The organism is Niabella yanshanensis, from assembly GCF_034424215.1.
Lineage (GTDB): Bacteria > Bacteroidota > Bacteroidia > Chitinophagales > Chitinophagaceae > Niabella > Niabella yanshanensis.
This window is the reverse complement of sequence record NZ_CP139960.1, coordinates 4,534,003-4,549,385: the sequence shown is the minus strand read 5'-3', so window position 1 is coordinate 4,549,385 and position 15,383 is coordinate 4,534,003. Positions and strand designations below refer to the sequence as shown.

General features: G+C 43.2%; 12 protein-coding genes and 1 rRNA gene. 3 read left to right on the top strand and 10 right to left on the bottom strand.

Annotated elements, in window-relative coordinates:
- Nucleotides 1-44: 44 nt before the first annotated feature.
- Nucleotides 45-1,283: a lysozyme inhibitor LprI family protein gene (locus U0035_RS18975; protein WP_114790525.1), complete on the bottom strand. Its 1,239-nt coding sequence runs from the start codon at nucleotides 1,281-1,283 to the stop codon at nucleotides 45-47.
- Between the two features lie 186 nt (nucleotides 1,284-1,469).
- Between U0035_RS18975 and U0035_RS18970 the strand changes: the two genes are divergently transcribed.
- Complete coding sequence (locus U0035_RS18970; protein WP_114790524.1) at nucleotides 1,470-2,546, top strand: acyltransferase family protein; 1,077 nt, start codon at nucleotides 1,470-1,472, stop codon at nucleotides 2,544-2,546.
- Between the two features lie 43 nt (nucleotides 2,547-2,589).
- On the opposite strand, the gene U0035_RS18965 is transcribed toward U0035_RS18970, so the two are convergent.
- Genes U0035_RS18965 through U0035_RS18945 form a run of 5 tightly spaced genes read right to left on the bottom strand, consistent with a single transcriptional unit; the run spans nucleotide 2,590 to nucleotide 9,193 of the window.
- Nucleotides 2,590-3,582: a hypothetical protein gene (locus U0035_RS18965; RefSeq protein WP_114790523.1), complete on the bottom strand. Its 993-nt coding sequence runs from the start codon at nucleotides 3,580-3,582 to the stop codon at nucleotides 2,590-2,592.
- A 40-nt stretch (nucleotides 3,583-3,622) separates the two neighbouring features.
- A complete protein-coding gene (locus tag U0035_RS18960; RefSeq protein WP_162817826.1) occupies nucleotides 3,623-4,426 on the bottom strand; it encodes a hypothetical protein in 804 nt (267 codons plus the stop codon).
- Between the two features lie 23 nt (nucleotides 4,427-4,449).
- Nucleotides 4,450-5,586, bottom strand: a complete 1,137-nt coding sequence (locus tag U0035_RS18955; RefSeq protein ID WP_114790521.1) for a BAR domain-containing protein — start codon at nucleotides 5,584-5,586, stop codon at nucleotides 4,450-4,452.
- 17 nt (nucleotides 5,587-5,603) lie between these two features.
- Nucleotides 5,604-7,499 (bottom strand): SprB repeat-containing protein, encoded by a 1,896-nt coding sequence (locus U0035_RS18950; protein WP_114790520.1) that lies wholly within the window; start codon nucleotides 7,497-7,499, stop codon nucleotides 5,604-5,606.
- Between the two features lie 41 nt (nucleotides 7,500-7,540).
- Nucleotides 7,541-9,193, bottom strand: a complete 1,653-nt coding sequence (locus U0035_RS18945; protein WP_162817825.1) for a hypothetical protein — start codon at nucleotides 9,191-9,193, stop codon at nucleotides 7,541-7,543.
- 290 nt (nucleotides 9,194-9,483) lie between these two features.
- Between U0035_RS18945 and U0035_RS18940 the strand changes: the two genes are divergently transcribed.
- Nucleotides 9,484-11,373, top strand: coding sequence for a tetratricopeptide repeat-containing sensor histidine kinase (locus U0035_RS18940; protein WP_327138705.1), 1,890 nt, complete (start codon nucleotides 9,484-9,486; stop codon nucleotides 11,371-11,373).
- 29 nt (nucleotides 11,374-11,402) lie between these two features.
- Nucleotides 11,403-12,017 (top strand): response regulator, encoded by a 615-nt coding sequence (locus U0035_RS18935; protein WP_114790516.1) that lies wholly within the window; start codon nucleotides 11,403-11,405, stop codon nucleotides 12,015-12,017.
- Nucleotides 12,018-12,031: 14 nt separating this feature from the next.
- On the opposite strand, the gene U0035_RS18930 is transcribed toward U0035_RS18935, so the two are convergent.
- From U0035_RS18930 to rrf, 4 genes are all read right to left on the bottom strand, one after another.
- A complete protein-coding gene (locus U0035_RS18930; protein ID WP_114790954.1) occupies nucleotides 12,032-13,249 on the bottom strand; it encodes a DEAD/DEAH box helicase in 1,218 nt (405 codons plus the stop codon).
- A 166-nt stretch (nucleotides 13,250-13,415) separates the two neighbouring features.
- On the bottom strand, nucleotides 13,416-14,276 hold the full coding sequence (locus U0035_RS18925; RefSeq protein WP_114790953.1) for an amidohydrolase family protein: 861 nt from the start codon (nucleotides 14,274-14,276) through the stop codon (nucleotides 13,416-13,418).
- A gap of 93 nt (nucleotides 14,277-14,369) precedes the next feature.
- Nucleotides 14,370-14,810, bottom strand: coding sequence for a hypothetical protein (locus U0035_RS18920; protein WP_114790515.1), 441 nt, complete (start codon nucleotides 14,808-14,810; stop codon nucleotides 14,370-14,372).
- Nucleotides 14,811-15,232: 422 nt separating this feature from the next.
- Nucleotides 15,233-15,344, bottom strand: a 5S ribosomal RNA gene (gene rrf / locus U0035_RS18915).
- Nucleotides 15,345-15,383 lie beyond the last annotated feature (39 nt).

Below are 15,383 nucleotides of genomic sequence, written 5' to 3'. Positions count from 1 at the left end.
CAATAGCAGCGGAACGAAAGTGACGCTGCTTTTTTATTGAAAGGCTATTGCTGATAATTAAGGATAATCGTCAGTTCTTTGATGCGCTGTTCGGTGATCCAATTAGTCCATCGTTGTTGGCTAATTGTTGGCCTCATTGCATGTAACAATGCAACGGTTGCATCGCGGTAAGGAATCCAGAGTCTCTGGGTTTTTCTCACACCATCGGCATTTACTTCTGCATTAAAGTCCGTTAACGGCTTTTTTCGTAACTTTACTAATACACCATTATAAATTGTATTCAACCGGGCATCATTGTCCTTGATCTCCGCTACTTCAGGCACTTTCCCGTTATTCAGATTCTCTATCAACCGTACATATTCCCTTTTTTGCTTTACTAAAGACGCTGTTGCCCAGGCTGCATAGCCGCTGCCTCCATGCAGTTCTTCATTCCATACTTTTGTTTCCAAAAAGTTAGCTGCAGCTTTGTACGCCGGCTCCAGGTATTGGCCGCTTCCATTTTTAAGACCGGCATTTAATTGAGCCATCCTTTTATTGATTTGCTCCTCACTGTCAGCCTCACTCCTCCTGGCACAGTAGCCCATGCCATAGCCACTGGTAACATAATTGCATATATTAAATTCGAACTTTTGTTTTTCCTTCCATGCCTTATAGGTTGTATCTATAGCAATCTTCAATTCAGCAGGTACAGCACCCCCACGGCTAACCAACTGTAAAAGAAGCTTATTGTCCACGTCGGCAAAGCGCCCCTTTCTCCTCGAAGCTTCTTCAGCAATTTCCCAAACGGCATAAAACTGATTCAATTTCCCCGTATCAATCCTATATTTTTCCACGAAAGCATTTGCATCAAAAGGCCCGGCTTCTACAGCATACTTTATTATTTTAACAGTTCCGGCCTCATCATAAAGCTGCATTCCCGGGTTGGCTTTTTTTCCTTTTTCATAAACATCCAGGGCCAGAAAAGGATCAGCTTTGTAAATACTTTCCGCTCTTAAAAAAGCATACTCTAAAAAATAACCCATTGCCGCTCCATGCCCGGCCAATGCTGCCTGCTTATAATGAAAAAGACGATCATCGGCCGGCAACGCATAACGGTAAGCCAAATAAAAATGAGCATCTGTGTTACTCAACCGTGCCGCTTTCTCATATAAAACCTTCGCTTCCTTCTTTTTGTTCTGCTCATATAAAGTATTTGCCTTTTGTATCAATTGACCAGCTGACTGGGCACAAAGATTCCCCACACTACAAATGGTCCATAAAATAAGTAAACTACATGTCCGCATGATGGAATATATGATTCAGTAGCGAAGATATACAATCTGCCTGCAGGAAAGGCTGTAGAGATTAATACAAAAAAGCGAAAAATTGGTACAAAAAAAAGTGTGTGTTTGCATTCGAATAACTTCTTTTGCAAACTGATTGTTTTTAACCGCCATAGGCAGACCTCCTGCAGGCAGAAAAAATGAAACATGTCTTTAACCGGCACAGAGCTTTTGAATACAAAAAAACATTTTGAAACCCTTGACGGACTCAGGGGTATAGCTGCTATCGCTGTAGTGGTATTTCATTTTATGGAGTTTGCGGCGCCTAAATATGAAGATAGTTTTATCGGGCATGGCTACCTGGCGGTAGATTTTTTCTTTTGTCTTTCGGGCTTCGTAATAGCATACGCCTACGATCAAAAGATCAGGGGAATGGGGTTGGGGCGCTTTCTTAAACTTCGCCTGATTCGCCTCCATCCTTTGGTGGTTATAGGTGCGGTTATCGGCCTGATCGCCTTTGTATTCGACCCCTATAGTAACCTCTATCAACAGTATGGTTTAAAGAATGCTATACTGATGTTTCTTTCCGGTAGCACATTGATCCCTTATCCGCTGGTGCAGGAACGCTACTTTAATCTGTTCCATTTGAATCCACCTACCTGGTCATTGTTCTGGGAATATATCGCCAATATCTTTTATGCTTTATTGTTGTACAGGTTGAAGAGATACGGCCTGCTACTATTAACCATCGCTGCAGCATTTCTTCTTGGCTACGAGTCTTACCAGTCTGGATATATCGGTGTAGGCTGGAGCGGCGATAATTTCTGGGGTGGTGGTATAAGGGTACTTTATTCGTTTCTTGCAGGAATGTGTGTATACCGGTTTAAATGGATCATACCTAACCGCCTGGGATTTGCTTTCATGAGCATTTTACTATTGGCTTCTTTCCTGGTGCCTTATACAAAAACAACCGCTCCTTTTGCGGATGCTTTAACCGTTATTCTTTATTTTCCTTTAGTAGTAGCCCTGGGCGCCGGTATTTCGTTGAAGGGAAGAACAAAAAAGATCTGCGAATTTTCGGGTGCTGTTTCCTATCCACTATATATGGTACACTACCCCATACTTTGGTTATTCTTAAGCTACCTGGAAAAACACCCGCTTTCAACAAACCAAATGTGGGTAGTGATTCCTGTTGGCACTTTACTGCTTATCGCATTTTCCTACATTGTTATGATAGGGTTGGACATGCCGATCCGGAAATACTTAAGAAGAAAAATGCGTTAAGATAGTTGCGGGTTATGGCTGGTTAAATGGTAGATTCCACCGGCTACTCTACAATTTTCTGCTTTACTTTTTTGAAAAGGGTTTTTACCTCTTTAGCCTTTCCGGCTACAATACTTTCGTTATCGCCGGAATCGTCGTCCCGCTCCTGTTGCTTATTGCCACCAGCACTACCATTGCCCTTGGCCGATGACACATCAACGTCTTTGTATTGGGCCATCGACGTTTTCTCCCTTGCAATTATTTCTCCCGCCAGCCATTGTTTTACAAAGCCGGTAACCACATCGTTCACTTCCTTTCCAGCCCTGTAAATCACTTTCCATTTTACCGGCTTGGCCTCATAAGCCGGGTTAGTAAACGTGCGGCTGCTGCCGGAGCCAGTTGTTTCCGCTTTAAAGTCAACGGTTGCTGCTAATACCAGGTATTCCTGCAAACGCTTCTTCACCATTATCGACGGATCAGCCGGGTACATTTTTTCCCATTGTGTTTTATTAGGCGTGGGATCTTTTTGCTGCTGTATCTGCAGCTTTTGTTCTGCAATAGCTTTTTTAGCTTCGGCCAGCTGCTGTTTGGTCATATATCCGGCTGCCTGCGCCAGGGCCTTCTCGCCCTGTATCAAACTCTTTTCAATATTTTGAACTTCAACGGCAGATAGCCTTGGGGGTTCTGAAACCGGCTTCGTTTTAGCCCGTAGCGCTGCATATGATTCAGCAAACTCGTCACTATTGATATATTCTTTTACATATTGGCAAACATCTTTGGCTACAGTAGCCTTGTCACCTGCTACCATGCTTCTGAGGTTGCGTATATACGGCACTTTAAATGATTTCAATTGCGCATCTAAAGAACTTCCCCCCACGTCTTCTACAGGATCACTCCCAATAGGTGTGGCATCAAAATTCCCTACCAGGTTTTTTAAAATATAACTTTGAGCATTGCTATGCTTTATACCCAGGTCTTTAATAACATCCCTGATAGCAATAAAAGCCACTGTACTCAGTGCAAGTATCACTAACAATGCAGAGCCAATCGGTTTCATAATTTTTATTTTAATTGATACAATATGTCCAAATCGCAGTTCAATCAATGTATTTCATTCTTGACGTGTCTGTACGAATAAGCCTGGCTGCCGGCTGATCATAAATGTTCCATATTTCTTCAGATACCAATCCTGCTTTATTTATCTTATATTGGTATTCCCAGGTTTGATAAAGCAGCCTGGTTAAGCGATTATAGTAACCTCTTTTCTGCACCAGGTTTTTAGGGGCTTTTCCAAAGCGGTCAGCCATACCGGTTTTATAAGATACTTCGTCGGGGATAGCAGTAAATTCAAATACGATGGAATCCTGCCTGTTTTGCGAAGGCGTAGTAAAATTTCTGAAATGATTGATCCAGTATTTATAATTCCCGTTTTCATAGTACATGTTATAGTCATTCTCATAAGTAATATAGTTACTGATCATTCGGGTACAATAGCCTGCATTATCATAATAATAGCTGCTGATATTATTGATTGTTTTATCTGCTCTCCGACTATGCACCGAGTCTACGAAACCATTGGCACGTACCCGCATATAACTTGAAAAAGAAGGTTGATTATTAACGGTAACTGAACTATTGTAAAAACCATTGCCTTTGGTATATGTTGTCGTATATACAGAGGTATTATTGGAATAACGGGTAGTTTGTATTACTTCGTTACCATTATATGTAATCTTTGTGGTATCAGTGCCCGAAGCTGATATGCGAATCACCTCAGAAAGTTTATACTCCTTTACAGCTTTCCTGGTCGTTGCAGTATCCTCCGATTTTGTACAGGATACCAACAAGAACATCATTGAAACTATTGTACAGGAAGAGATCCTTTTAAAACTTGTTTTCATTATAATTTAAAATTGGTAATGAGTCATTTGCCTTCCTCTTCACAGGCGGTCCACTTCCCCGGCGCTATGCTAATAGTGGATGTGGCCGTAGAGAAAGCAGGAGACAATATCAATATACTCTTAGACTGGGCGTAAGCCACTCCACCGAAATTCAATGTATTCAACTGTACTTTACTATGCAATTGTTCATCGCTAACAGAAGCAGACTTGGGTAGTACACAAACGAAAATTACCGGGGCTACAGCGGTATAGATCTCTCCACCGGGATCTGTAAATTTATCAGTGTTTGCATTGATGGTATAAGCAATCGTAGACCAGGCGCCTCCCAAAACAGCAACAGCTGTTGCATTGGCGGTCCAGTTAATAGCCTTCTTATACCGTATTGGTCTTGCATCAATAGGGAATGTACCCGGAAGCGCGATGCGATTAAGTAGCCAGGAGCAGCCCGTGTAAGCACCTGCGCTAATAGCGGTAGTAGTTACTGTAGCAAACGCAGCGCAGTTACCATCCGTTGGTCTGATTGAATTTCTTACGCCACCCACCAACAGGCCGTCTCGCCAAAAAGCGCCCTGCATAAAGTCATGTACATCAATACATATATTTTCGGGTGCGGGTGGGGCCGGTGGAATAGGTGGTTCTGGTTTTTCCGAAGGTCCAATCGTAAAATTCAGGAACTCCTGAAACACGACACCCTTTCGCAGGTTCTCTGGAAAAACATTTAGTATAGCCTGCTGATAATTTCTTTCATCTATAGCAGCTTTTTCCCAAAGATCTTTTATGAAGGGATAATATTCTTTTTTCAATCGCTCTACCGCCCGGATCTGCTGGCCGGGATCCTTTAGACTCTTTGCATATGCTACAGCTTCTTCATATCTCTTAAAATTACCGGTTCCGTCACTTTCAATTGCTTTTTGTAACAGGTTACGAACGGGTTCCAGTATTTCACTGAGATGCTTTTCAATTTCTTCATTGATATGGGTGTTCACCGGGAGCTGCTTAAGCAGTGTGCCATCCACTTCCCTGGTTTTACCATCTTGGATCACCAGTTTTTCATTTCCTATTGGTTGCAATTTCAATGCATTTTCTTCAGGTACCTGATCTGTTTTTGTACAGGAGAATAGCACTGCCACCATGGCTAGCTGAATAATAGTTTTTTTCATAATTTGCCTTTTGAGGGTTATTGTTTTACTACTTTGATGGTTTTGGAGTAGGTCTTCACGCCGTCTTTATCGGTTTGCAGTATCCTTACAAAAAGGTCATGGCGGTTGTGATCCAAAAGAACATTAGAAGACTTATTGCAGGCAATAGCCGAAAATAGGGTCAACAGGATCATCAGTTGCAGCAGTTTCCGTTGCCTTCGGTTGCAACCGCTCACTAATGATAACACAAGCAGCATTGACCCCCATGCAATTCCGGTACTTGCAAAGCTGTATTGGAGGGGCGTATCTGAATTACCTTCTTTTGCCTGGCTGGGTATTATATTGCTAATAGCTGTAAAATGAGTTCCATCTGTGGAAGCTTCTACCAGGAACCCCGCATTATTGGTTTCACTTTGCGATACCCAGTTTACGGTCAGTATCCTGTCTTTTATAAATGCAGCTATTGATCCAAAGATTACCGGCAGCACTATAGGCTCATCTCCTGCCTTTAACCAGAATCCGCTAAACCCCGTTGTTTGAAAAACAACCTCCCAGCGATTGGCTGCGTTGTCCCATACTACCTCCTGTGGATATATGGTTACCGGCTCGCCTGTATAATGATCGATTACTCCGTCACCATTGCCACTTCTTTTTTCGATATAAATATTGCCTTTATAATTCCTGCTGTCGCCGGCATCCAGGGGCAATAAAAGTTTGGGTTTTGTAGCATTATAGCTATCAAAATCCTCCTGGCTAAAATACAGGGTAACCCTGGCCGTGGCCGTTGACGCATTATGCTGAGGAAGAATCTCATAGTGCCGTCTTACATACCTGCGGCTCTGCGTTTCGTCCACCCAAACTCTTGCAGTAGTAGAGCCGCTTAAAGGGTTAGAACTGTTGGTGGTGTAGATCATAGCGATAGCGGTATTACATCCGGATAAGTAATAGTTGTAATTACCATCGGCAGTTTGATTAACAGTAGCGCTACTGCTTCCCGAAGGAAGGAGGCCAGGCATTTGCGGTCCCTCAGGAATAATAATGGATGCCGTTGTTTGCTCATATCCGCTTGAGATAGTGCAGGTATATTCTCCGGGTGATAGATTATTGATATCGGCCGTCCGGATATTGCCTGGCGTCCATAAGTAAGTATAAGTGCCATCGCCTCCCGATGCTGTAACACGGGCAGCACCAGAGCCCTGGAAACAGGTGATATCTGTTTTACTTATTTCAGCGGTTACCGGTGCAGTCCAGTTTATAATGACCCGGCCGTTGGCACCACTCCGGTAGTTACCGCCACCTCCGCCCGGCGCTGCACCATCGGTTGAGGGTTGCGTATAAACAATATACTCGACAGTGCCGCTTCCCCCGTTACCCTCGCCACTACCACCATTAGGTCCATTTCCAGCCATACCATTCGCTGTTCTGGTTGCTGAGCCGCCGCCACCTCCTCCATTGCCAAAGGATTGTCCAGGATCTGACCTTACGCCGGAGCCTCCGTTACCGCCGCGAAATGTACCGGTACCACCGGCTCCTCCAAAAGTGTTTACAGCAGCGCTTCCAATTCTCTCAAACCATGCCGGTTGACCACCGCCGGCAACAATTCCTTCCACCGAAGAATTACCGCCCGCCAATGTTGGTCCTCCGCCAGCACCCACGGTTACATTGATACTGCTTCCCGGAGTAACCGTAATATATCCTTTGGAAAAGCCACCACCGCCACCGCCGCTTCCCGAATACCGGTAGTTAGCGGCTCCTATAGTTGAGCCGGTACCGCCACCACCTCCGCCCCAGGCTTCCACATACAACCTGGTGATGCCTGCGGGTACCGTAAATGTGCCCGACCTGTCGAAGGTTTGTGAACCACTCTGTGCTGGAAGCATCACAGGAAATAATAAAAGATACAACAAGCAATACCTTCTTTTTATATATCTCATACTCTTTCTTTTTATAAAAAATTGACAACCTGTACCAGCTTCTATTGCTGCACCACCTTTATAATTTCCGAATAGCTTTTCGTACCGTCCTCATCAACCTGTACCACCCTGATGTATAATTCATGATCTTTATTATATGCGATATCGCTGCCGCTCTTTTTACAGGAGGAGATGATCAGGATGCCGCTTATAATGATGAGGCATGCTGCCGGTGAGAATTTACGTTTGCTAAATACTGACAGCCCCAGCAACAATAATGTCATGGCCTGGAATATGGTATAGCTCCGCGTAAACCGGTACTGTAAGGGGGTATATGAGTTGCCTTCCGAGGCCCTGGTAAAAATTTTATCGCTGATCGTTTTGAAGGATGAGCCATTTGCAGAAGCCTCTACTATATAATGACTACAGTTTGTTTCTGATAATGTCGTCCAGTTAACACTTAACATGCTTTCTTTAAGGGTTGCATTTACTACGCCAAACCTTACAGGCAAAACCTGGTCTTCATCCAGCTTTACAATCCATAGATCTGCCGAGCCATGTGCCCCTGAAATGTCGCCATCATTGGAATAAGTATGACCGGCAGCCAGATATCCTCCGTTCGATCCCTGGCATACATCATAGAAAATATCATTAGCACTACCGCCAAAACATTTCTGCCAAATCAAATTCCCGTTATCATCCAATCTAAACACCCAGGCATCTTTGGCGCCACCCTTATAGCCGCTTACATCCCCATCTGTGGATCCGGTTTCACCGGCTATTATATAGCCGCCATTCACCTGTATTACCTTACGGGCAATATCATAATTACTACCGCCAATGGCATTAGTCCAAACTGTATCCATGTTGCTGTTCAACTTCACCAGCCAGGCATCCGCGCTACCCTTATAATGATGCACATGATCCTCACCCACACCTGAAGCATAACCCACAACGATATATCCTCCATCTGTAGTTTGCAAAATATCATTGCTTCCTTCATAACCCAGTGTCCCAAACTCTTTATCCAAAACAATTACACCCGCGCCGTTTAACTTCACTACTTTTATATCAGAGCGATTGCTGGTAGTGGCCTCTCCGGTGGCTACCACACCGCCATCAGTTGTCGCATCTATTGCTACTATAGCGTATGGAAAATTAGTAATCCATTGACGGGCACCTGCCGCAGAGTACCTGGCAACAAAACTGCTACCTCCCACTACATACCCTCCATCAACAGTTTGCTCAACCGACTGACCCGTTATACCCAGGCTGGCCTGCCACTCAATATTCCCGGTTCCTGACAATTTCACCAACCAACTGCCCTGCCCGCTTGTAACATCTCCGTCGGGTGTTGTAACAGCGTTATTCCTTCCAATAAATATATAGCCCCCCTCCGAAGTTTGCTTAATATCATTTACTATATCAAGACCGCCACTACCATACTTCTTTTGCCATTCTATAGCTCCGGCTGAGTTTACTTTTATGATCCAGCAATCATCGTTCAACTGCGAAGGCACACCGGAAAGATCCCCGTTAGTTGAATTAGTGCTGCCGGCAATAATATATCCTCCGTCGATAGTTGACTGAACGGCGTACGCACCGTCTTCCCTCGTTCCTCCCAACGCCTTCTGCCATTCAATTGCCGGAGCCTGGGCATTTATATCTGCTATAAAAGCAGATACCATCAAGAATACTATTAAAAATGTTTTCATCTTTATACTTTTTGTTCGGTAAAAATGCGGCCGCCATAAGCTTTTTATTATCCCCGAAAAACAGGATATTGATAAAAAAACCATCACTAGATCAGGGGATGAGCAGGCAAATTCTTTTGATTATTTTTAGCCTGGAAAAACCTCTGCCCAAAATTGAGTTTGGCTTTTTAGAAAAATCATGGAAAACAGGGAGAAATTCGAATGAGCCTGTGTACTACTTTGTAACCCAATAACAAACTATGAGAAGATGCATAATAATATTTGCGTTATTTCTTTCAATACAAGGAATATTGGCACAGCAAAAAAGCACGGATAGCCTGCTAAAATCACTACCCTCTGCCAGGGAAGATACCAACAAAATAAAACTGCTCCTTGCCCTTGTTAGTGAATATGTACAAAATGATACGGATTCGGCAGCCTACTTTCTTGATGAGAGTAAAATACTGCTAACCAAGTTAGACGCCAATCAATTATTTTTTGATTATTATTATGCGGGCATTAAACTATATCACGCTACACAGGATTTCGAAAAGGCTTTGGACTACAATTTAAAAGCACTAGAATCAGCTGAGAAATACAAAAATCTCAGCAATAAGGCCGATGCCTTGAGGGCACTGTTCACTGTGTATATTAATTTAAAAAAAGACAGTCTCGCAATACAAGTAGCACACCAGGCCTTAAAACTAACAGAAAAGCTAAAAGACACAATTAACTTACCTATTACTTTTGGTAATCTTTCACGTTTGTACTATGAGCTTGGGCAATACGAAAAAGCTATTGAGTACGGTTTAAAAGGTATTGATGCCGGCAAGAAATATAACAGCTTAAAAGGGTTGCTTGTCAGCCTAAATAATACTGCTGCCTCGAATGTAGAACTAGGAAGAGCTAAAGAAGGAGAAAAGCTCTATAAAGAACAGCTGGCTTTGGCTTATCGAAACAATATCCCCCGATCAGTGGTTAAAGCACTCATCAATCTGTCATTTGTTGCCATAGATGAAGGCGATAGTAAACAGTTAAACCAATACACCAAGGAACTCAATGAATTTATAGCCAGCAACCCAAAAGCTCCTATTGCTCCATCTGATTTAAAATACGTTCCTCTTTTTAACGGATACAATCACTTATTTTATAACAGGTATGAAGCAGCAGAACAGGAAGCCCTCGAAGGCTTGAAAAATGCGAAAAATGATGATCAACTATTGTTGCAATTATACAACCTATTGATTAAAATAAGCTACACTAAGTATGATTTCAAAAAAGCAGAGTGGTATGAGGAAAAGTCCGACTCCATTGAAGGAGTACTATTGAAAGATGATCTCGCCGGTTATGAAATAGAAGCTGCAAAAAAATACGAAACAGAAAAAAAGGAAGCACAGCTCGAATTACAGAAGGCAAGCATTCGCCAAAAGAGTATACTTAATTACATTTTAATTGGTAGTGCTGCTGCCTTATTATCTATTATTATATTATCATACCGAAACTATCAAAACCGGCAAAAGCTGCAACAGCAGCGCATTACAGAGCTCGAAACCCAACAACAATTAACTGCTACTGAAGCCATATTAAAAGGGGAATCGCAGGAACGTACGCGCCTCGCCAAAGATCTGCATGATGGTTTGGGGGGCATGCTAAGTGGCATAAAATATTCTTTAAATACCATGAAGGGAAATCTTATAATGACACCTGAAAATGCACAGGCTTTTGAGCGCAGTGTAGACATGCTGGACAGTTCTATACAGGAAATGCGCCGTGTGGCCCATAATATGATGCCCGAGGCATTGGTTAAATTTGGTTTGGATACCGCACTACAGGATTTCTGCCTGCATATTTCACAGAGTGGTGCGCTTAAGGTGTCTTACCAGTCCATAGGGCTTAATGATGTTCAATTAGAGCAAACAGTGGCTGTTACGATCTATCGTATTGTTCAGGAGCTGATCAACAATACCATTAAACACGCAGCAGCAAAAACTGCAATTGTACAACTAAGTGTTACCGGCAACACCTTATCGGTAACAGTAGAAGATGATGGGAAAGGATTGGATACCGCTTCACTCAAACAAAGTACAGGCATCGGATGGAGCAATATTGAAAACAGGATCCTTTTTTTAAACGGCAAACTGGATATTCAGTCTGCTAATAACAAAGGCACGTCTGTTTTGATTGAGTTACCTTTAACCTGACAATAGTGTAGCACCCGCAAATAGAAAAAATGCAAATCAATCTCTTTATAGTTGATGATCACTATATGATCATAGAAGGCATCCAATCTTTACTGGTGCAGGAAAAAGACATCAGCTGGATGGGACATGCCACCAGTGCTGCATCCTGCCTGGCTTTCCTCAAAAATAACCAACCCGATGTTATTCTAATGGACATTAACCTGCCCGATAAAACAGGGATCGATCTGTGTAAAGAAGTAAAATCACTTTATCACTCCATTTTCATCATTGGGCTCAGCACTTTTAACCAGCATAGTTTTATCAGTAAGATGATGGATAACGGCGCATCGGGTTACATATTAAAGAATGCCACCCGGCCGGAACTTGTGGAAGCCATTCACACCGTTATAAAAGGGAAATTATTTTTCAGCAATGAAGCAGCGCTTGCTTTGCAGCAAAGTCCCGATATCAATATTATTCTCACCCGCCGTGAAAAAGAAGTTCTGGAGCTCATTGCCAATGGACTTACCAATAATGAAATTGCGGAGCAGCTTTATATAAGTATAACTACCGTTGATACGCACCGCAAAAATCTGCTCAGTAAATTTGACAGCCGGAATGTAGCTTCGCTGGTGCGAAAAGCATCCCAGCTCAACTTTATATAATCGGGAGTCTTGCTTTATTTATGCCTGTTACCGGAATGCCGGTAATATCCCTTTTTTCTCCTGGGAGGATTTTGAGGCGTGGGGTTATAAGCGGGCTGTTGCCCCAGGTGCTCAGGTATCGTCATTTTATCCACTTCCTTTGCGATCAATTTTTCAATTGCCTGAAACTTACGTTGCTCTTTTGGATTCACGAAGGTAAAAGCGCTACCTGTTGCTTCAGCCCTCGCGGTACGTCCAATGCGATGTACATAATCTTCGCCATCGCCGGGAACATCAAAGTTGATGATAAGATCAATATGATCTATGTCAATTCCACGCCCGAGGATATCAGTTGCCACCAGCACAGGTAGTCTTCCGCTTCGATATTGCATCAGCACATCCTCCCTGCTATCCTGTTCCAGGTCGCTATGTATCTCACCCGCCTTAATACCTACTCTTCGCAGGTCTCTTGCCAGCTCTTTTACTTTTACTTTACTACCGCAAAAAATAAGTACGCCTTTATACTGCTTTTCTTTAAGCAGGTACTGTATCAAAGGAATTTTTTGCTCATCATATACCATATAAGCCTGCTGCAATATTTTTTCGGGCGGCTTGCTCATGGCAATGCTGATCTCTACAGGATCTTTCAATATATTCCTTGCTAATGTTTTTATTTTGGGAGGCATGGTTGCTGAAAACAGCATGGTTTGCCGTTCCTGGGGTAGTTTGCCGATAATGAACATGATGTCTTCATAAAAACCCATATCCAGCATACGGTCTGCTTCATCTAACACCAGGTAGCGCAAAGACTGTAACTTAACATAGCCCATTTTGATATGAGCCATCATTTTTCCGGGCGTACATACCACTATATCAGCGCCCATGGTCATTGCCTTCTTTTCCTGTATAAAATCATTGCCATTACCACCACCGTATACTGCAATAGAGCTCAGGTTGGTAAAATAGGATAATCCCTCCAGGTGTTGGGATATTTGAATGGCCAGTTCACGGGTGGGTACAATGATCATTGCACTGATGCCGTTACTGCTGGTTTCTTCTGTAAGTAACCTGTTGATGAGCGGCAATAAAAAGGCAGCGGTTTTACCGGTGCCGGTTTGCGCAAAAGCCAGTATGTTTTTACCATTAAGTATATGGGGAATGGCCTGTTCCTGTATGGGAGTAGCTTGTTGATAATTGGAGGCCTCAATGCCTTCCATTAAACGGTCGTCAAAACCAAATTCTGTAAATTTCACTTGCAGCGGATTAAACTTGAGCTGCAAAGATACCGGCTTTAGCCGTTGTTTACATAGTCTCAAGGTATTTCTATTACGGCCGGTCATAATCATGGATTATATAGATCGGCAACCTGCTATTTTCACAGGTATATATTTTTTAATGCCATCAACCAATTAGATCGCATTATTTATTTCTAAAGAGAACGGAGGCATTTTCAAAAAAAATTTTTCTCTTTTGATTTTCTGAAAGAAACGCCAGTTTGTGTACCGATGCTATCACCGTGGGGATAGCTGCATTATCTGAACCAAACAATAAACGGTCTTCCAGTCCCGCGGCTATAAAAGATTTCATAATATTTCCAAAATCTGTAGCCGGGGTAATATCCGGATTGTTTAATACAGAAATATCTGCATAAAGCCGGGGGTAAGCTTTCATCATGTTGATACATTCTGCTACGAATGGGCCGCCTCCATGCATCAGCCATACATGGAGCTTCGGAAACCGCTGCAAGACTTTTACCAGTAAAACAGGATTCCCCATTTCTTCTTTGAAACCCGGGCAGCCATGATCTGGCCCTGCGCTACCCGTATGAACACCTACCGGCAGGCTATATTTTTCCGCTATGGCGTAATAAGGATACATCAATGTGTCGGATAGTGAAATCCCCTGGTATTGAGTCAGCACTTCTCCTATAAAATCGATCTTTCCTTCTTTTACCTGCTCCTCCACCCAGCCGGGCTCCGGCCATTCCTTTCCATCTTCAAAGCAGTTCTGTCCGCTGTAGGGCACTTTGCCGTTCGGGCAGGGTACCATCAAGCCATGCAATACTTTTAATTGCGAACTGCTTTGGTAAGTCTGCTGCTCCCTCCAGGATGTACTGACAGCAACTGTGCGCACACCACTCCCGAAAAGATCTGCAAGCTGTTTTCCGGGCGCCGGGCTGCCATGCAGGTGTACATCAAAAACCCGCTGCCTGTAATTGTTTTCTCCGCAACCAATAACGGTTAGTGTCAAAATAAAGAAAAGAAAAAATAGATACCGCATAATCATAATTTTTTGGGAAAAAACGGTTTAGTTTTGATCCGGTATTCTGCTTCACTTCCATCTACCGGTTCCTTTTATGTAAACAACACCACTCTAATAACTATTACCCTTTACCATTTCATCAATTTTATATATAGCAAACAAAACAAATAAAAACAGCAGGGTGGTGAAATTGAGCAGCAGCCAGCAACCTCTTGTTAAAGCTACCACAATTTTATCCGGCTGCTCCGGAATATATTTCACAGGAACGGTTTGTCCGATCCGGTACCTGCCGTAGGTGGTTAAAAAGTTCGTTTCATGACACCGGCCCGGTATGATGCTGTTGTATCTCACATGCACCCTGTCTGTTGTGGGACCTTTATAGTGCCCGACAGGGTGAATATTTATCACAAGACCGGAAGCGGCAATCCCGATTTCCTTATTTTTTCTTCGAGGAGCACTAAGCGGAGCGTTCTCCGAAGTGGCAGCGGCCCCAGTAGAAGCATAATGGTATATAAAATTACCATAGTTGTTAATTGGATCTTGACAGGCCAAACAGAAAATAGCTTACTCAATCATTACTGTCTTGGGGCCCAAGTCCGTGGCCTCATAAGCTACTGCATATTCCTTATTCTACAATAGATCATAAAGATAGATGTAATCCAAAATTGCTGGTATCATTAATTCAGGTGATCCCGTTTCAAAACGGCCAGAGCACCTCTTGTCCGTTCTATATTGAATGTGGTGTCGCAGCAGGTAGGGATATCGGCAGTGTCATGCCGTATGTTGTGTATAAACGCCTGCCGGCTGCACAGACGGGGCAGCGATAAAGGATCAGTTGACTAATTAGTTGCCTGGTTGCTCGGTTTACAGGGCAAAGATCCTTCAGGTGAGCAGAGCGCTGCCTGGGCACTCTTGTTGCGTTAGGGCAGGTGCATAAAAAAAGCCTCACAAAAAATGTGAGGCTCTTTCAAAAAGAATGGCAGCTACCTACTCTCCCGCATTGTGGTGCAGTACCATCGGCCTTAAGGGGCTTAACTTCTCTGTTCGGTATGGGAAGAGGTGAACACCCTTGGTATAACCACCATAAAAAGGTAATTAGTTGAACTAGTTGATATGTTTACAAGG

Bases quoted from the DNA above. Each gene is read 5' to 3' on its own strand.
- U0035_RS18945 (WP_162817825.1), bottom strand. From the start codon at position 9,193: ATGAAAACATTTTTAATAGTATTCTTGATGGTATCTGCTTTTATAGCA.
- U0035_RS18955 (WP_114790521.1), bottom strand. From the start codon at position 5,586: ATGAAAAAAACTATTATTCAGCTAGCCATGGTGGCAGTGCTATTCTCC.
- U0035_RS18975 (WP_114790525.1), bottom strand. From the start codon at position 1,283: ATGCGGACATGTAGTTTACTTATTTTATGGACCATTTGTAGTGTGGGG.
- U0035_RS18960 (WP_162817826.1), bottom strand. From the start codon at position 4,426: ATGAAAACAAGTTTTAAAAGGATCTCTTCCTGTACAATAGTTTCAATG.
- U0035_RS18925 (WP_114790953.1), bottom strand. From the start codon at position 14,276: ATGCGGTATCTATTTTTTCTTTTCTTTATTTTGACACTAACCGTTATT.
- U0035_RS18970 (WP_114790524.1), top strand. From the start codon at position 1,470: ATGTCTTTAACCGGCACAGAGCTTTTGAATACAAAAAAACATTTTGAA.
- U0035_RS18950 (WP_114790520.1), bottom strand. From the start codon at position 7,499: ATGAGATATATAAAAAGAAGGTATTGCTTGTTGTATCTTTTATTATTT.
- U0035_RS18935 (WP_114790516.1), top strand. From the start codon at position 11,403: ATGCAAATCAATCTCTTTATAGTTGATGATCACTATATGATCATAGAA.
- U0035_RS18965 (WP_114790523.1), bottom strand. From the start codon at position 3,582: ATGAAACCGATTGGCTCTGCATTGTTAGTGATACTTGCACTGAGTACA.